This window comes from Actinotignum sp. usb-actsch-rep-73 (assembly GCF_059082735.1).
Genome location: NZ_JBHNPV010000053.1, coordinates 18,132 through 34,807, shown reverse-complemented (window position 1 = coordinate 34,807; position 16,676 = coordinate 18,132). Strand labels below are relative to the sequence as shown.

The window sequence follows — 16,676 nt, the reverse complement described above, 5'->3', positions numbered from 1 at the left end:
TGAACAAGCGCGGGGAAAGCGCGCAAAACAGCAGGGAGCCCGGCTCCCCAAACCGGGGAACCGGGCTCCTTACAAACCTCAGTGACGAATCACTTGGCCTTTTCGATGATCTCCACTACTCGCCAGTGCTTGGTAGCGGAAAGCGGACGAGTCTCCATGATGCGAACGCGGTCGCCAATGCCACATTCGTTGTTCTCATCATGAACCTTGACCTTCTTGTTACGACGCATGACCTTGCCGTAGAGGGCGTGCTTCACACGATCCTCAATCTGGACAACGACGGTCTTATCCATCTTGTCAGAGACAACCAGGCCAATACGAACCTTGCGGTCGTTACGCGCGGTGCTATCTGCCATCAGAATCACTCCTCAGTGCTCGGGGCGGTGCGGTAGCCAAGCTCCCGCTCACGCGCGATCGTGTAGATACGGGCGATGTCACGGCGCACGGTCTTCATGCGACCATGATCCTCGAGGTTGCCAACAGCCTGCGCGAAGCGCAGGTTAAAGAGCTCGGCCTTAGCCTTCTCGAGTTCCTTGGACAGCTGGGCGTCGTCCATGGCATCGAGGTCGGAAGGGGTAAGTGCCTTTTCCGCCATCAGATGTCACCACCCTCTCGGACCACGAAACGGGTCTTCATCGGAAGCTTGTGCTGAGCGCGACGCATAGCTTCGCGTGCAAGCGCCTCGTCGACGCCACCCAGCTCGAACAGAATACGACCCGGCTTGACGGGGGCAACCCACCATTCAACCGCGCCCTTACCGGAACCCATTCGGGTTTCAGCCGGCTTCTTGGTCAGCGGACGGTCCGGGAAGATGTTGATCCACACCTTGCCGCCACGCTTGATGTGACGCGTCATAGCGATACGAGCTGCCTCGATTTGACGGTTGGTCACGTATGCGCCGGTGAGTGCCTGGATACCGTAATCGCCGAACGCCAGTTCGGTGCCACCGGTTGCATTACCGGTACGGTGCGGGCGGTGCTGACGGCGCCACTTTGTACGACGGGGAATGAGCATTGGGCTCAGGCCTCCGATCCGTTTTCAGTAGCTGCGGGCGCCTCGGTTGCGGGCGCCTGCTGCTGAGCGGTCTCCTGGTTCTGGCGTCCGCCGCGGCGCTGGCCACGACGGTCACTGCGACGTCCGCCACGGTTGGCCTGCTCGGCCTGCTGGCGTGCGAACTCGCGCTCGGTGATGTCGCCCTTGTAGATCCACACCTTGACACCGATACGACCGAAGGTCGTGCGTGCCTCGTGGAATCCGTAGTCAATGTTCGCGCGGAGGGTATGAAGCGGAACGCGACCCTCACGGTAGAACTCGGAACGGCTCATTTCGGCGCCACCAAGGCGACCGGAAACCTGAACACGAATACCCTTGGCGCCTGCGCGCTGCGCGGACTGAATGCCCTTGCGCATTGCACGACGGAAGGAAACGCGAGCAGCGAGCTGTTCTGCAATGCCCTGTGCGACAAGCTGAGCATCCATGTCGGGGTTCTTGACCTCGAGGATGTTGAGCTGAACCTGCTTGCCGGTGAGCTTTTCGAGGTTCTGGCGGAGGCGATCAGCCTCCGCGCCACGACGACCAATGACAATGCCCGGGCGAGCGGTGTGGAGGTCAACGCGAACGCGATCACGCGTACGCTCAATATCGACCTTCGAGATGCCTGCGCGCTCGAGGTTCTCGGTCAAGTTCTTGCGGATTGCAACGTCCTCTGCAACGTAGTCAGAGTAACGCTGTCCCTTGGTGGTCGAGTCGGAGAACCAGCGGGAGCGGTGATCCGTGGTGATTCCCAGGCGGAACCCTGTGGGGTTAACCTTCTGGCCCATTTCAGCGGGCTCCCTTCTTCTTGTCTTCCTTGGTACCGACGACGAGGGTGATGTGGCTCGTGCGCTTCAGGATGCGACCTGCGCGTCCCTGTGCACGCGGGCGGAACCGCTTCATAGTCGGACCTTCATCGACGAATGCTTCGATGACCAGCAGGTCTGCCTCGTTGAAGGTTTCCCCAGCCTGTTCGGCCTTGACCTTCGCGTTGGCAACGGCGCTCATGAGCACCTTGCGGACATCGGTGGCGACTGCCTGCGGTGCAAACCGCAGGATGTCAGCGACCTCCAGAGCAGCCTTGCCACGAACCTCGTTCACGACACGGCGGGCCTTCTGGGGCGTGACGCGGACAAAACGCGCCTGCGCCTTAGCTTCCATTTATCTGCCTCTTCTTCCGTGGAGGCCGGCTCAGCGCCGGCGTCCCTTTCGATCGTCCTTGTCGTGGCTGCGGAAAGTACGCGTGGGAGCGAACTCGCCAAGCTTGTGACCCACCATCGACTCGGTGATGAAGACGGGAACATGCTTGCGGCCATCGTGCACCGCAAAGGTCAGACCCAGGAAATCCGGGGTGATGACCGAGCGACGCGACCAAGTCTTGATGACATTCTTTGAGCCGGATTCGATTGCGGCGTCGACCTTCTTGAGCAGGTGGTCGTCGACGAACGGGCCCTTCTTCAAACTGCGTGGCATAGTTATCGACTCCTACTCAGCGGTTCTTACCGGTCTTGCGACGGCGAACGATCAGACGATCGCTGTCCTTGTTCGGACGGCGGGTACGACCCTCAGGCTTACCCCACGGGCTAACCGGATGACGGCCACCAGAGGTACGACCTTCACCACCGCCGTGCGGGTGATCAACCGGGTTCATAACAACACCACGGACGTGCGGGCGCTTGCCCTTCCAGCGCATACGGCCGGCCTTGCCCCAGTTGATGTTGGATTGTTCAGCGTTGCCGACCTCGCCGACCGTTGCACGGCAGGTGATTTCGACGTTGCGGATTTCGCCGGACGGCATACGCAACTGGGCGAAGCGGCCTTCCTTGGCGACGAGCTGAACGGACGAACCGGCGGAGCGGGCGATCTTTGCGCCGCCACCGGGCTTGAGTTCGACAGCGTGGATAACGGTACCGAGCGGGATGTTACGCAACGGCAGATTGTTACCGGGCTTGATATCGGCGCCGGCGCCTGCTTCGATGCGGTCACCCTGGTTCAGCTTGGCCGGTGCCAGGATGTAGCGCTTTTCGCCATCTGCGTAGTGCAGGAGGGCGATGCGAGCGGTACGGTTCGGGTCGTACTCGATGTGAGCGACGACTGCCGGGACACCGTCCTTGTCATGACGACGGAAGTCGATGACGCGGTACTGACGCTTGTGGCCACCGCCACGGTGACGCGAGGTCACGCGGCCGTTCGAGTTACGTCCACCGGTCTTGTGCAGCGGACGAACCAACGACTTCTCGGGCTCGGAGCGGGTGATCTCAACGAAATCAGAGACCGACGCGCCACGACGACCCGGGGTCGTGGGCTTGTATTTGCGGATTCCCATTTTTGTCCTCTACCTCTCCGGTTTTCAGGCCTGATCGCCGAAGATGTCGATGGCGCCTTCACGCAGGGTCACGATTGCTCGCTTGACGTCCTTGCGCTTGCCCTGACCCGTGCGGGTCCGGTAGGTCTTGCCCTTACGGTTCTGAGTGGCCACCTGACCGACCTTGACACCGAAGATTTCTTCGATGGCAATCTTGATTTCGGTCTTGTTGGCGCGCGGGTCAACCTCGAAGGTGTACTTGCCTTCATCCATGAGGATGGAGGATTTCTCGGTGACGACGGGCTTCAGAATGATGTCGCGCGGGTTCTTGCCCGCTTCGAGGGTGCTCACTTGGTCTCCTCCTTGGTGCCGAGGAAGGACTCCATGGCTGCCAGGGTGAACACGATATCGTCGGCGTCAAGGACGTCGTAGGTGTTCAGCTGGTCTGCCCAAAGGACGTGAACCTCGGGAGCGTTACGCAGGCTGAGAGCGGTGAGCTCATCGTTACGCTCGATGACGACGAGAGCCTGACGGTCCTCGACGATCGCGCGAAGCGCTGCGAGAGCGGACTTCGTCGACGGCTTCTCACCTTCGATGAGAGCGGTGACGATGTGGATGCGACCTGCGCGTGCACGGTCAGACAGAGCGGAGCGGAGTGCGCCCTGCTTCATCTTCTTGGGGGTGCGCTGATCGTAGTCACGTGGCTGCGGGCCGTGGACGATGCCGCCACCGGTGAAGTGCGGTGCACGGATCGAGCCCTGACGAGCGTTACCGGTACCCTTCTGGCGGAACGGCTTCTTGCCGCCACCAGAAACCATGCCACGCGTCTTGGTTGCGTGCGTACCCTGTCGGGCAGCAGCAAGCTGTGCGACGACGACCTGGTGCATCAGCGGAATGTTCGTGGGAACGTCGAAGATCTCTGCGGGGAGGTCAACCGAAGCTGCCTTCTTGCCCTTGAGATCGAAGACGTCGATGGTCTGAACGTCAGCCATTTCACGCACCCTTCACGGACGAGCGAACCAGGACCACGGAGTTCTTCGGACCCGGGATGGCGCCACTGATGAGCAGTAGGCCCTTCTCGGTGTCGACTGCCTGGACCTTGAGGTTCTGGACGGTACGACGAACGCCACCCATGCGGCCGGCCATGCGCAGGCCCTTGAAGATGCGTCCGGGGGTTGCGCAAGCACCGATCGAACCGGGCTTGCGGTGGTTACGGTGTGCACCGTGCGAAGCGGAAACGCCGGCAAAGCCGTGACGCTTCATAACGCCTGCAAAGCCCTTGCCCTTGGTGTTGCCGGAAACATCAACAGCCTGTCCAGCCTCGAAGGTGGAAGCGTCGAGTTCCTGCCCCACCTCGTAAGAGTCATGGGCGGAGGTGCGGACCTCGGTCAGGTGACGACGGGGTTCGACGCCAGCCTTTGCGAAGTGGCCTGCGAGAGGCTTGGTGACCTTGCGTGCTTCGATTTCGCCGAAACCGATCTGAACGGCGGAGTAGCCGTCGACCTCTTCGGTGCGAACCTGGGTCACAATGTTAGTGCCGACCTGCACGACAGTGAGGGGCACGAGGCGGCCGTCAGCGTCCCAAACCTGGGTCATGCCGAGCTTGCGGCCGAGCAACGCCTTAATCGGCGCAGCTGCGTGCTGCTTGTTGTCAGTAGTCATTGCAGATGTCCTCAGAGCTTGATCTCGATGTTGACGTCTGCGGGCAGGTCGATACGCATGAGCGAATCGACAGCCTTCGGCGTCGGGTCGATGATGTCGATGAGCCGCTTGTGTGTGCGCATCTCAAAGTGCTCGCGGCTGTCCTTGTATTTGTGGGGCGACCGAATGACGACAAACACGTTCTTTTCGGTCGGCAGTGGAACCGGGCCCACAACAGTGGCACCTGCTCGTTGCACGGTGTCCACGATCTTGCGCGCGGAGCTGTCGATGACCTCGTGGTCATACGACTTCAGCCGGATGCGGATCTTCTGTCCCGCCATGCCGTCTTACCTCTTCTCGTACAGATTCGTCACCGGTCCCCGCACTCGGGCGTGTCGCTTAAAAAAGTGACACACATATTGCGCGGTTCCTTCTTATGTGAAGGTGGACCGTTGTCTTGTCCAAAGATCACGGGCGTTTCAGCCCAGTCCGCAGAATCCCTGCGGAACCGCCCCACGGGTCGCGAGGCAACCGTTCAAGTCTGACAGAGCCACACCTTTCCTAGCAAGTTTGAACTCGCCATCTGGAGTGTGAATCCTCATACATTACACGGACGATTAAATTACTTGTCAGCCCCCATGCGCTTCGACTTGGAGCCTTTAGCCCACAGGTGCTTGAAGCACCGCGAATCAGTGTACCCGCACTCGGGCGTGTCGTCTACCTGGGGGTGTACTAGCACGAGGCGCCTGCGGGGCACCGACCAGAGGTTCAGTGCTCCACAGTCACCCTAGTATTCGCTAATGACGCTGGGCGTCTCAGTCGCATTTCTGACGAACTGCACACACATCCGCAACCAGGCAGAGGATTCCGAGTCCGCCAACGAGCGTTCCATTGAAGCCGGTCTTCGCGATCTTTCGCGGCCTCGAATTGTTGGTGTTCGGGGGGTCAGACGGTGTCGGGTTGTTCGGCCCAGCCGGGGCGGGCTTGTACTTCACCGTGTACGTAATACCCACCTGAGTCTTCGCATCCGCACCCTCAGGCGTCTGCTCACCAGTCCAGGTGAACTTGAACTGAATATCACGACCACCCGTCGCAGCCGACTTCGACGCCAACGCAGCAAAGTGCCCCGACACCGCCCCTTTAACCGTGTACTCCGTATCCGCCGTCGACGCCGCCCCGACGAACAAGCACACAAACAACCACGAACAAGCACGCACAAAAAGCGAAAAGGCCACCACCCCCTGACGGGGATGGCGGCCCTTCGAGGTCCACTGGACCGAAGCTCTCACCCGGTCCGGACGACCCGCCTCAGCGGAACGCCCGACCGGAGTCGATCACTTCTCGATCGCAGTCACACGACCGGAACCAACCGTGCGACCACCCTCGCGGATCGCGAAGCCGAGGCCCGGCTCCATAGCGATCGGCTGGATGAGCTCGACGGTGATCTCGGTGGTGTCGCCAGGCATGACCATGTCGGTGCCCTCGGGGAGGGTGATGACGCCGGTCACGTCCGTGGTGCGGAAGTAGAACTGCGGACGGTAGTTCGAGAAGAACGGGTTGTGACGACCGCCTTCTTCCTTCTTGAGGATGTAGACCTGTCCGGTGAAGTTGGTGTGCGGGGTGATCGAACCGGGAACGGCAACGACCTGACCGCGCTCAACCTCATCGCGCTTGGTGCCACGCAGGAGGAGACCACAGTTCTCGCCTGCCCATGCTTCATCCATGGACTTGTGGAACATCTCGATACCGGTAACGGTGGTCTTCTGCGGTTCGCGGATACCGAGGATTTCAACCTCAGAGTTGATCGGGAGCTTGCCACGCTCAACACGACCGGTAACAACGGTGCCACGGCCGGTGATGGTGAAGACGTCTTCGATCGGCATGAGGAACGGCTTGTCCATGTCGCGCTCAGGAGTCGGCACGAAGGTGTCGACTGCCTCCATGAGCTCCTCGACCTTAGCAACCCACTGCGGATCGCCTTCGAGAGCCTTCAGCGCGGAAACCTGGATGATCGGGGCGTCGCGATCGAAGTCCTGGGACTCGAGCAGGTCGCGGCACTCTTCCTCAACGAGCTCCAGCATTTCCTCATCGTCGACCATATCGGCCTTGTTGAGGGCAACCAGGATCGTCGGAACGCCCACCTGGCGAGCAAGCAGAACGTGCTCGCGGGTCTGAGCCATCGGGCCGTCGGTGGCGGCGACAACGAGGATTGCGCCATCCATCTGAGCTGCACCGGTGATCATGTTCTTGACGTAGTCGGCGTGGCCGGGGGCGTCAACGTGTGCGTAGTGACGCGCCTCGGTCTGGTACTCGACGTGGGAAACGTTAATCGTAATGCCACGCTCACGCTCTTCAGGAGCGTTGTCGACGTTTTCGAACGGGGTGAACTCGTTCAGTTCCGGGTACTTGTCGTGCAGAACCTTGGTGATTGCTGCGGTAAGCGTGGTCTTGCCGTGGTCAACGTGACCGATGGTACCGATGTTGACGTGCGGCTTGCTGCGCTCGAACTTGGCCTTCGCCACTTGTGTCCTCCTGGACTCGGGTAGTTTTTCTAGCCTTTGGCTACGTGCAACTCTAACACCCAGCCGGCCGAAACCTACATGGAAATTGTTGGTATGTGAGGCGGGTCGCTACGCTCGCGCTAATTTCTTAGCGCGAGCAAGCGAAACGCGACGGATCGGGACTCACTCGCCCCGGGACTTGCCGACGATTTCGTCAGCGACGTTACGCGGAACTTCCGCGTAGGAGTCGAACTCCATCGAGTACACTGCACGGCCCTGCGTCTTGGAACGCAGGTCGCCAACGTATCCGAACATTTCAGAGAGCGGAACCTGTGCCTTGACGACGCGGATACCGTGCTGCTCATCCATGGACGAAATCTGTCCACGACGGGAGTTCAGGTCGCCGATGACGTCGCCCATGTACTCCTCAGGAGTACGGACCTCAACGGCCATGATCGGCTCAAGAAGAACCGGGCTTGCCTTCTTCGCGGCTTCCTTCAAAGCCATCGAACCGGCAACCTTGAACGCCATTTCCGAAGAGTCAACTTCGTGGTACGCACCATCGAGGAGCGTTGCCTTGATGTCAACCATCGGGTAGCCGGCGAGAACACCGGACTGCATGGCGTCTTGGATACCAGCGTTAACCGAAGGAATGTACTCGCGCGGAACGCGGCCACCAGTGACCTTGTCCTCGAACTCGTACTCTTCCTCGGAGCCTGCGGGGATAGGTTCGAGAGCGATGATGACACGCGCGAACTGACCGGAACCACCGGTCTGCTTCTTGTGCGTGTACTCGTACTTCTCGACCTTCTTGCGGATGGTCTCGCGGTAGGCAACCATCGGAGCACCGACGTTTGCTTCAACCTTGAATTCGCGACGCATACGGTCAACGATGATGTCCAGGTGAAGCTCACCCATACCACCGATGATCGTCTGGCCAGTCTCAGCGTCGAGCTCGACCGTGAAGGTCGGGTCCTCTTCGGCGAGCTTCTGAATTGCGACGCCCATCTTTTCCTGGTCAGCCTTCGACTTCGGCTCAACCGCAACCTGGATAACAGGCTTCGGGAACGTCATCGATTCGAGAACGATCGGCTTGTCGATTGCGCAGAGCGTATCACCAGTGGTCGTGTCCTTCAGGCCGATAACCGCGTAGATGTGGCCAGCATGTGCCTGATCCACGGGGTTTTCCTTGTTGGAGTGCATCTGGAAGATCTTGCCGATGCGTTCCTTCTTGCCCTTGGTGGAGTTCAAGACCTGTGCGCCAGAGTCCACCTTGCCGGAGTACACGCGGACGAAGGTGAGCTTGCCGTAGAACGGGTGAGCAGCAATCTTGAATGCAAGAGCTGCGAACGGTTCGTTCTCGTCAGGCTTACGGGACTCGGTCTCTTCTTCGGTTTCCGAACCGGGCTTGAAGCCACGGACGGACTCAACGTCCAGCGGAGACGGGAGGAAGTCAACAACCGCGTCGAGCACGGGCTGAACACCCATGTTACGAAGAGCGGTACCGCAGTAAACCGGGAATGCGCGACCAGAGATCGTCAGCAGGCGGATGCCTTCCTTAATCTGCTCGACGGTCAGCTCACCATTCTCCAGGTATGCCTCGGTCAGCTCGTCGGAGCCTTCCGCAGCAGCCTCGATCATGAGTTCACGGTATTCTTCCGCGCGTTCCTGCAGATCCTCGGGGATCGGGCCACGAACAACGAGGGAGCCGAGGGTTGCCTCGCCCTTGTCGTCTTTTGCCGGGTAGCGCAGGGACTCCATCGAGAGCAGGTCAACCTGACCCTCGAAGTCATTCTCTGCACCGATCGGGAGCTGCATGACGATCGGGGTCGCGTGGAGGCGATCCTTAATCGTCGAAACGGAGAAGTAGAAGTCAGCGCCCATCTTGTCCATCTTGTTGATGAAGCAGATACGCGGAACCTCGTACTTGTCAGCCTGACGCCACACGGTCTCAGACTGTGGCTCAACGCCTTCCTTACCGTCGAAGACTGCAACAGCGCCGTCGAGCACACGCAGGGAGCGCTCAACCTCAACCGTGAAGTCAACGTGGCCGGGGGTGTCGATGATGTTGATCTGGTTGCCGTTCCAGAAAGAGGTAACAGCGGCGGACGTAATCGTAATGCCGCGTTCCTTTTCCTGTTCCATCCAGTCGGTCGTCGAGGCGCCGTCGTGGGTCTCGCCGATCTTGTAGTTAATGCCCGTGTAGAACAGGATGCGTTCCGTCACGGTCGTCTTGCCGGCATCAATGTGAGCCATGATGCCAATGTTTCGAACCTTGTTAAGGTCGGTAAGCACGTCTAGTGCCACGAGTGCGATCCTTCGCTCGAAGTGATTGTGAATTCGCGGGCAAAATTAAGGTTGACGAAGACCGAAGATCCCGGCCTCGTCACCCAAAATCACCAGCGGTAGTGAGCGAACGCGCGGTTCGACTCGGCCATCTTGTGCATGTCCTCACGACGCTTCACGGCGGCGCCGAGACCGTTGGAGGCATCCAGGATCTCGTTCGCGAGGCGCTCGGTCATCGTCTTTTCGCGACGCTGACGCGAATAGTCAACCAGCCAACGCAGGGCAAGGGTCGTGGCGCGCGCGGGGCGAACCTCAACCGGAACCTGGTAGGTCGCGCCACCAACACGGCGGGAGCGAACCTCAAGGGCGGGACGAATGTTGTCAAGAGCGCGCTTCAGAACCGAAACCGGTTCCTGCTCGGTGCGCTCACGCACGGTCTCCAGTGCACCGTAAACGATGCGCTCTGCAACGGTCTTCTTACCGTCGAGGAGTACGCGGTTGACGAGCTGGGTCACGACCTTCGAGCCGTAGACCGGATCGTCGACGAGGGGACGCTTAGGAGCTGGGCCCTTACGAGGCATTACTTCTTCTCCTTCTTCGCGCCGTAGCGGGAACGAGCCTGCTGGCGACCACGAACACCCTGGGTGTCGAGGGAGCCACGAACGATACGGTAACGGACACCCGGGAGGTCCTTCACACGACCACCGCGAACGAGCACGATCGAGTGCTCCTGCAGGTTGTGGCCTTCACCGGGGATGTACGCCGTAACCTCAATGCCGGACGAAAGGCGCACACGAGCAACCTTACGGAGGGCTGAGTTCGGCTTCTTCGGGGTGGTGGTGTACACGCGGGTGCACACACCACGTCGCTGAGGCGAGCCCTTAAGCGCTGGGGTCTTCACCTTCGAGCGCTTCGAGCTACGACCCTTGCGGACGAGCTGCTGAATGGTAGGCACTGGTTCTCCAGTTTCTTTCCGTCGGAGGCCTTTCGATTGAGCAATCGCGAAAGGCCCTTGTCTAGTCATCCATGGCTTGACGAATCCCCTTACGGACACACGCATGTCCGTCAAGGGGCCGGTGCGCCATGATAGCCACCGTTCGGCTGGCCAGAGAATGACGCCCGGAGCTCCGACGGACGGAGCCCGCTGTCAGCGAAAGCTGACGAAAGAGAACCCGTAAATACACGGGAACCTCGTCTAGTTTACGAGGCTTGGGGTTTCTTGGTCAAAGGCGCAACTCGTGAGGTGCGCCCCACTTCCCCCACCGCGCTTGTTCACCACCGCCCGCCCCACCCACCGCGCTTGTTCACCACCAACGACTCCTCATTTAGGGCACCGCGAACCCTTTTCCAAACCCTGACGGACTTGAACGCCTAGGAGCGCTTTGCTTCAACAAGCGCGCCAAAGTCGCAAAACTACGCGCTTCCCTCCCCGTATTGAGTTCCGCAACGGTGAACAAGCGCGGTAGTTTTCCACAGTTTTCACACACCCCGACTTATCAACATTTCGCTCTAGGGAGCCTCGCACATTCCCTCTCCATCGCGGAAGCTAGACACCTACTCCCCCCTCAGCCCACAATCGAGGTCCCCATGCACCGTTTCCAGGCGCCTCGCATCCGCGACGTCCGCAAGGCAATGACATTCACCCGCCCGCACCGAGCTTCGCGCGACGAACTCATGTACAACGTCGAAATACGAAGAGGCGCTTTCCTGAGCGTCACCTACCTCTCGACACTCCCTCAGCATTGGCAACGTGAACAGGCCGTCCAACTTGCTCGTATTATCGCTGTTCAGCACACTCATCCGCGATGCGTTCCAACGGGGATATCAGCAGCGTACTTGCACGGTGCCCGCGCGTTTGATTACCCCGGCGACGTCCATATGGCTTCCCTGTCAAATTCAACGCGTTCTGCAAAGGCGTTACCAGCGGTCACTCTCGGCGAAGAAGTACTAGCCAGTCGCGCCACAATCGTGTTTCACCGGATGCTTCCTATCGCCAATCACACGTGCAGGATTGATGGAGTGCGGAGTTTGACCTTACATGACGCGCTGTTGACGCTCGCAGTGCAGGAGTGCGGTGCGCTAGCTTTCTCGATGGCTTGCTCGGGGATGCGCCTGTTGATTGAGAACACACGAAGCAGAAGCATTGGATTCAAAAAACGCCTTCGAACACTCAGGCAGTCGTTGATCGCTCAGTTCAAACAGCTCGAATCGGGCCACCGCCATCGCGCGGACGGCTCTTGGCTGTTCGCTCACGCCGATGCCGCGTGCGAGAGTCCTGGAGAAAGCCACATCCTATGGATTCTGCGTTCAAGCGGACTAGCTGGCATTGAAACGCAGTACGAAGTCACAAGTAACGGCAACCGTTTCTTCTTCGATCTCTGCTTTCCTGAGGCTCACGTCGCAATCGAGTTTGACGGGCGTTTCAAGTACGGGGACAGTGACTTAGAGATTGACGAGGCTACGGCCAAGCAAGTTCAACGACAGACACAATTAGAGGCCGACGGTTGGCAGTTCATCCGTTTCCGTTGGGAAGACTTGTCAGACTGTTCGAAGATATTGAATTCCGTGTTCATGCTACTTCTGCAGGTTGACGCTTGTCCGGCCACTATGAGACGCGCTCGCGTCCACGCCTGACACCTCGCCTGTCTCTACTGACCGAATCAATCCACCGTTTTTACTGACATTTCCACCCTTGCCACTCGGCACCCCTGCCACTGCCTAGGCACTACGGTGTCGTCTCGGGTCTGATACCGCTTCCTCACCCCCGCGCTTGTTCACGATTTACAGTCACATTTCGTAACTTCTGTGTCCCGCGCTCGTTCGACGGCGCACCAAATACAATCTGTTCGCTCTGAGCGAACAGGCGCTTGTTCACCGTTCGCCGACGGTGAACAAGCGCCGAAAGACAGACGACAACATATACAAAGCGTGGCGCCCGAGCGAACAAATCACATCAAGCGCCACGCCTCGTATTTAGCCGGTCATTGCCTGGCTAAAGAGCAACTACTACTCACGGAACGACATACCGAAGTCGATCGCACCAAGAGCATCGAGGAAGTCCTCGGAAACTCCACCATCCTGGAAGTCCATCTGCGTGTAGTTCGAAGCAGCAAGTGCTTCCGCAGTGGGCTCAACGGTGACTCGGTTGTAACGCGACAAGCCGGTACCAGCCGGGATGAGCTTACCGAGAATGACGTTCTCCTTGAGGCCAACGAGCGAATCAGACTTGCCGTTCATCGCTGCCTCAGTGAGAACCTTCGTCGTCTCCTGGAAGGATGCCGCCGACAGCCACGAGTCGGTTGCCAGCGACGCCTTCGTGATACCCATAAGCATCTGACGACCGGAAGCAGGTTGCCCGCCCTCGGCAGCGACCTTGCGGTTCTGCGCCAGGTAAGCCATACGGTCAACAAGCTCGCCGGGCATGAAAGTCGTATCACCGGGCTCAAGGATGGTAATTCGACGCAACATCTGGCGAACGATGACCTCAATGTGCTTCGCGTGGATACCGACGCCCTGATCGCGGTAGACCTTCTGGACCTCGTCAACAAGCTGCTTCTGCGCGACGGAGCGCCCCATGATGCGAACGATTTCCTTCGGATCAAGCTGACCCTCAGTCAGAGGCTTGCCTGCCTCGACATGCTCGCCTTCAGCAACAAGAAGCTCCTGACGACGCGAGACCTCAATAACGTCATCTTCCTTCGCATCATCACGAGTAATGACGATGCGACGGACCGACGGATCCTCGTCATCAATGTGAACGCGACCAGCGGCCTCGCTCATCTTTGCTTCCATCTTCGGACTACGAGCCTCAAAGAGTTCCTGAACTCGTGGCAGACCCTGGGTAATATCAGCTGCAGATGCGGCGCCACCGGTGTGGAACGTACGCATCGTGAGCTGAGTACCGGGCTCACCAATCGACTGAGCGGCGATAATGCCAACTGCTTCACCAATATCAACCTGCTTGCCGGTAGCCAACGAGCGACCGTAGCAGGCAGCACAGGTGCCGACCTGCGATTCACAGGTGAGGACGGAACGGCAGGTGATCTCTTCAACGCCTGCTTGCGCAAGTGCGATGAGCTCATCGTCACCAAGATCGGTGCCTGCGGGCATGACGACCTCGCCGGCTTCGTTCACAGCATCGCGGGCAAGGTTACGCGCATATGCGGTGGTCTCAACCGTTTCGAGAGCCTCCCAAACGCCGTCGACCTTCTTCGCGATCTTGATCTTGACGCCCTGGCGGGTGCCACAATCCTCTTCACGAACGATGACGTCCTGCGAGACGTCAACCAGACGACGAGTCAGGTAGCCAGACTCTGCGGTACGAAGTGCCGTATCAGCAAGACCCTTACGAGCACCGTGCGTTGCGATGAAGTACTCGAGAACGGTCAAGCCTTCGCGGTAGTTCGCCTTGATCGGACGCTCAATGAGCTTCTGCTTCGGGTCGGACACCAGACCACGCATACCTGCGATCTGCTGGACCTGTGACCAGTTACCACGCGCGCCCGAGTTGACCATGCGGTACACGGTGTTGCGATCGTCGAAGTTACCGCGCATGTCGTCTGCAACCTTCTGGGTGCATTCGAGCCAAAGGTCAACGAGGTCCTTGTAGCGGTTTTCTTCGAGGATGAAGCCTGCGTCGAAGTCTTCCTGAATCTTGGCTGCGCGAGCCTCGTATTCAGCAAGAATTTCTTCCTTGCGCGGCGATGCCTGGATGTCGGAGAACGCGATCGTGATACCCGACCACGTCGACCAGTGGAAGCCGGCCGACTTCAGGGCATCGAGGCATTCTGCAACCAGAACGTTCGGGTAACGCTGGGTCAGGGTGTTGACGATCTGACCGAGCTGCTTCTTGCCGACGACCTCGTTCACGAACGGGTAGTCAACCGGTAGCTGCTCGTTGAAGATCGCGCGACCGAGGCTGGTTTCGAGCAGAACATCGTCGCCCGGTTCCCAACCTTCAGGTGCTTCCCAATCGGCCGGCGGAACGATGCCGTCGAAGCGAATGAGAGCCTTCGCGTTGAGGTCAAGCAGACCCATGTCGAACGCCATAATCGCTTCAGCGGCACTGGAGAACGACGGAACGATGGGGTTGCCGGCAGAATCCTTGGCAACTTCGATCGTCGAATCCGGTTCCGAAGTCAGGTGGAACAGGCCAATGATCATGTCCTGTGACGGCATCGCAACGGGGCGGCCGTCGGACGGCTTCAGAATGTTGTTCGTCGACAGCATGAGGATACGCGCTTCAGCCTGAGCCTCGGCACCCAGTGGCAGGTGGACTGCCATCTGGTCACCGTCGAAGTCAGCGTTGAACGCGCCACAGGCGAGCGGGTGCAGCTGAATGGCTTTACCTTCAATGAGCTGAGGCTCGAACGCCTGGATGCCCAGACGGTGAAGGGTAGGTGCACGGTTCAGTAGCACGGGGTGCTCGCGGATAACGTCGTCGAGGACGTCCCACACCTCGGGGCGCTGACGCTCGACCTTGCGCTTCGCTGCCTTGACGTTCTGCGCGTAGTTCTTCTCAACGAGGCGCTTCATGACGAAGGGCTTGAAGAGCTCGAGTGCCATCTGCTTGGGCAGACCACACTGGTGGAGCTTCAGCTGCGGGCCGACGACGATGACCGAACGGCCAGAGTAGTCGACGCGCTTACCGAGCAGGTTCTGACGGAAGCGACCCTGCTTGCCCTTGAGCATGTCAGAGATCGACTTCAGCGGGCGGTTGCCCGGGCCTGCAACGGGGCGACCACGGCGACCGTTGTCGAAGAGCGCGTCCACAGATTCCTGCAGCATGCGCTTTTCGTTCGCGACGATGACGTCCGGCGCACCCAGTTCAAGCAGTCGCTTGAGTCGGGTGTTGCGGTTGATCACTCGACGGTACAGGTCGTTGAGGTCGGAGGTCGCGAAGCGGCCACCGTCCAGCTGAACCATCGGGCGCAGGTCCGGCGGAATAACCGGAATCTTGGTCAGGACCATCGATGCCGGCGAGTTGCCGGTCGCGATGAAGGCGTTGATGACCTTCAGGCGCTTGATGGCACGTGCTTTACGAGGCCCGGAGTCGGACGCAATGGTCTGACGGAGGGATTCGACTTCGGCTTCAAGATCGAAGGTTTCCAGGCGCTTCTGGATGGCAGCTGCGCCCATGTCGCCCTTGAAGTAGGTGCCGTAGCGGGCGACCATCGCGCGGTAGAGGCGCTCGTCACCGATCAGGGCACCGACCTTCAGGTTCGTGAAGTTATCCCACACGACCTCAAGACCGTCGATGTCACCGTCGAAGCGCTTACGAAGGCGCGCCATGTCCTTCTCGGCGCTCTTGCGGAGCTTTTCGCGTTCCGCGGCGGAGGCGCCATCAGCTTCGAGAGCAGCGAGGTCAGCTTCGAGCTTCTCGGCCGCCTGGTTGATGGCGTCGTCACGGCGGTCTTCCATCTGCTTCTTCTGAACTTCGAGTTCAGCGCGCAGATCCATGAGGTCCTCGTCGCGGCCCTTTTCGTCGATTTCGGTGACCATGTATGCGGCGAAGTAAATGACCTTTTCGAGGTCCTTCGGAGCGAGGTTCAGCACGTAACCGAGGCGCGAGGGCACGCCCTTGAAGTACCAGATGTGGGTGACCGGTGCGGCGAGGTCGATGTGGCCCATGCGCTCGCGGCGAACCTTAGAGCGCGTGACCTCGACGCCACACTTTTCACACACGATGCCCTTGTAACGGACACGCTTGTACTTGCCACACGCGCATTCCCAGTCGCGTGTGGGGCCGAAGATCTGTTCACCGAACAGGCCGTCGCGCTCGGGCTTGAGCGTGCGGTAGTTGATGGTCTCCGGCTTCTTGACTTCACCGTGTGACCACGAAGCGATGTCATCGCTTGTGGCCAGGGTGATCTTCAGGCTGTCGAACGTTTTGGCGTCCAGCAAAGTCATCT

At 59.5% G+C, this 16,676-nt stretch carries 18 protein-coding genes; 1 reads left to right on the top strand and 17 read right to left on the bottom strand.

What is annotated here, in order from left to right; genetic code table 11:
- Window positions 1-89 precede the first annotated feature (89 nt).
- The 16 genes from rpsQ to rpsL all read right to left on the bottom strand — a co-directional run bounded on the left by rpsQ (window position 90) and on the right by rpsL (window position 10,720).
- Window positions 90-356 (bottom strand): 30S ribosomal protein S17, encoded by a 267-nt coding sequence (gene rpsQ, locus AC5RE1_RS03610; protein ID WP_006681490.1) that lies wholly within the window; start codon window positions 354-356, stop codon window positions 90-92.
- 5 nt (window positions 357-361) lie between these two features.
- Complete coding sequence (rpmC, locus tag AC5RE1_RS03605) at window positions 362-595, bottom strand: 50S ribosomal protein L29 (RefSeq protein WP_006681491.1); 234 nt, start codon at window positions 593-595, stop codon at window positions 362-364.
- Complete coding sequence (gene rplP, locus AC5RE1_RS03600) at window positions 595-1,014, bottom strand: 50S ribosomal protein L16 (protein ID WP_006681492.1); 420 nt, start codon at window positions 1,012-1,014, stop codon at window positions 595-597. The genes rpmC and rplP overlap by 1 nt, the downstream gene beginning before the upstream one ends.
- A gap of 5 nt (window positions 1,015-1,019) precedes the next feature.
- On the bottom strand, window positions 1,020-1,820 hold the full coding sequence (rpsC, locus tag AC5RE1_RS03595) for a 30S ribosomal protein S3 (protein WP_006681493.1): 801 nt from the start codon (window positions 1,818-1,820) through the stop codon (window positions 1,020-1,022).
- A gap of 1 nt (window position 1,821) precedes the next feature.
- Entirely contained in the window at window positions 1,822-2,193 is a 372-nt protein-coding gene (gene rplV, locus AC5RE1_RS03590; protein ID WP_493938358.1) for a 50S ribosomal protein L22, read from the bottom strand.
- A gap of 30 nt (window positions 2,194-2,223) precedes the next feature.
- Window positions 2,224-2,505 carry a 30S ribosomal protein S19 gene (gene rpsS, locus AC5RE1_RS03585; protein ID WP_006681495.1) on the bottom strand — a complete coding sequence of 94 codons (282 nt, stop codon included), beginning with the start codon at window positions 2,503-2,505 and terminating at the stop codon, window positions 2,224-2,226.
- Window positions 2,506-2,521: 16 nt separating this feature from the next.
- Window positions 2,522-3,358, bottom strand: coding sequence for a 50S ribosomal protein L2 (rplB, locus tag AC5RE1_RS03580; protein ID WP_006681496.1), 837 nt, complete (start codon window positions 3,356-3,358; stop codon window positions 2,522-2,524).
- A 24-nt stretch (window positions 3,359-3,382) separates the two neighbouring features.
- A complete protein-coding gene (gene rplW / locus AC5RE1_RS03575) occupies window positions 3,383-3,688 on the bottom strand; it encodes a 50S ribosomal protein L23 (RefSeq protein ID WP_006681497.1) in 306 nt (101 codons plus the stop codon).
- On the bottom strand, window positions 3,685-4,329 hold the full coding sequence (gene rplD, locus AC5RE1_RS03570; protein ID WP_006681498.1) for a 50S ribosomal protein L4: 645 nt from the start codon (window positions 4,327-4,329) through the stop codon (window positions 3,685-3,687). Before rplD ends, rplW begins: the two co-directional genes overlap by 4 nt.
- 1 nt (window position 4,330) lies before the next feature.
- Window positions 4,331-4,999, bottom strand: a complete 669-nt coding sequence (gene rplC, locus AC5RE1_RS03565) for a 50S ribosomal protein L3 (protein WP_006681499.1) — start codon at window positions 4,997-4,999, stop codon at window positions 4,331-4,333.
- 11 nt (window positions 5,000-5,010) lie between these two features.
- On the bottom strand, window positions 5,011-5,319 hold the full coding sequence (gene rpsJ, locus AC5RE1_RS03560; RefSeq protein ID WP_006681500.1) for a 30S ribosomal protein S10: 309 nt from the start codon (window positions 5,317-5,319) through the stop codon (window positions 5,011-5,013).
- A 474-nt stretch (window positions 5,320-5,793) separates the two neighbouring features.
- Entirely contained in the window at window positions 5,794-6,111 is a 318-nt protein-coding gene (locus AC5RE1_RS03555; protein ID WP_040318578.1) for a hypothetical protein, read from the bottom strand.
- 201 nt (window positions 6,112-6,312) lie between these two features.
- Window positions 6,313-7,500 (bottom strand): elongation factor Tu, encoded by a 1,188-nt coding sequence (gene tuf / locus AC5RE1_RS03550; protein ID WP_006681502.1) that lies wholly within the window; start codon window positions 7,498-7,500, stop codon window positions 6,313-6,315.
- 162 nt (window positions 7,501-7,662) lie between these two features.
- Entirely contained in the window at window positions 7,663-9,786 is a 2,124-nt protein-coding gene (gene fusA / locus AC5RE1_RS03545; protein ID WP_006681503.1) for an elongation factor G, read from the bottom strand.
- An 89-nt stretch (window positions 9,787-9,875) separates the two neighbouring features.
- A complete protein-coding gene (gene rpsG, locus AC5RE1_RS03540; RefSeq protein WP_006681504.1) occupies window positions 9,876-10,346 on the bottom strand; it encodes a 30S ribosomal protein S7 in 471 nt (156 codons plus the stop codon).
- Window positions 10,346-10,720 (bottom strand): 30S ribosomal protein S12, encoded by a 375-nt coding sequence (gene rpsL / locus AC5RE1_RS03535; protein ID WP_006681505.1) that lies wholly within the window; start codon window positions 10,718-10,720, stop codon window positions 10,346-10,348. Before rpsL ends, rpsG begins: the two co-directional genes overlap by 1 nt.
- 632 nt (window positions 10,721-11,352) lie before the next feature.
- Here rpsL and AC5RE1_RS03530 point away from each other — a divergent pair.
- On the top strand, window positions 11,353-12,399 hold the full coding sequence (locus tag AC5RE1_RS03530; protein WP_493938357.1) for a putative endonuclease domain-containing protein: 1,047 nt from the start codon (window positions 11,353-11,355) through the stop codon (window positions 12,397-12,399).
- 372 nt (window positions 12,400-12,771) lie between these two features.
- Here AC5RE1_RS03530 and AC5RE1_RS03525 read toward each other — a convergent pair whose 3' ends face one another.
- Window positions 12,772-16,668 (bottom strand): DNA-directed RNA polymerase subunit beta', encoded by a 3,897-nt coding sequence (locus AC5RE1_RS03525; protein WP_493938367.1) that lies wholly within the window; start codon window positions 16,666-16,668, stop codon window positions 12,772-12,774.
- Between the last annotated feature and the right edge of the window lie 8 nt (window positions 16,669-16,676).

Excerpts from the sequence above, each read along its gene's own strand:
- rpmC (WP_006681491.1), bottom strand. The coding sequence starts at position 595 with ATGGCGGAAAAGGCACTTACCCCTTCCGACCTCGATGCCATGGACGAC.
- rpsQ (WP_006681490.1), bottom strand. The coding sequence starts at position 356 with ATGGCAGATAGCACCGCGCGTAACGACCGCAAGGTTCGTATTGGCCTG.
- rplV (WP_493938358.1), bottom strand. The coding sequence starts at position 2,193 with ATGGAAGCTAAGGCGCAGGCGCGTTTTGTCCGCGTCACGCCCCAGAAG.
- rplC (WP_006681499.1), bottom strand. The coding sequence starts at position 4,999 with ATGACTACTGACAACAAGCAGCACGCAGCTGCGCCGATTAAGGCGTTG.
- rpsS (WP_006681495.1), bottom strand. The coding sequence starts at position 2,505 with ATGCCACGCAGTTTGAAGAAGGGCCCGTTCGTCGACGACCACCTGCTC.
- rpsG (WP_006681504.1), bottom strand. The coding sequence starts at position 10,346 with ATGCCTCGTAAGGGCCCAGCTCCTAAGCGTCCCCTCGTCGACGATCCG.
- AC5RE1_RS03530 (WP_493938357.1), top strand. The coding sequence starts at position 11,353 with ATGCACCGTTTCCAGGCGCCTCGCATCCGCGACGTCCGCAAGGCAATG.
- rplP (WP_006681492.1), bottom strand. The coding sequence starts at position 1,014 with ATGCTCATTCCCCGTCGTACAAAGTGGCGCCGTCAGCACCGCCCGCAC.
- rplD (WP_006681498.1), bottom strand. The coding sequence starts at position 4,329 with ATGGCTGACGTTCAGACCATCGACGTCTTCGATCTCAAGGGCAAGAAG.
- rplB (WP_006681496.1), bottom strand. The coding sequence starts at position 3,358 with ATGGGAATCCGCAAATACAAGCCCACGACCCCGGGTCGTCGTGGCGCG.
- rpsJ (WP_006681500.1), bottom strand. The coding sequence starts at position 5,319 with ATGGCGGGACAGAAGATCCGCATCCGGCTGAAGTCGTATGACCACGAG.
- rpsC (WP_006681493.1), bottom strand. The coding sequence starts at position 1,820 with ATGGGCCAGAAGGTTAACCCCACAGGGTTCCGCCTGGGAATCACCACG.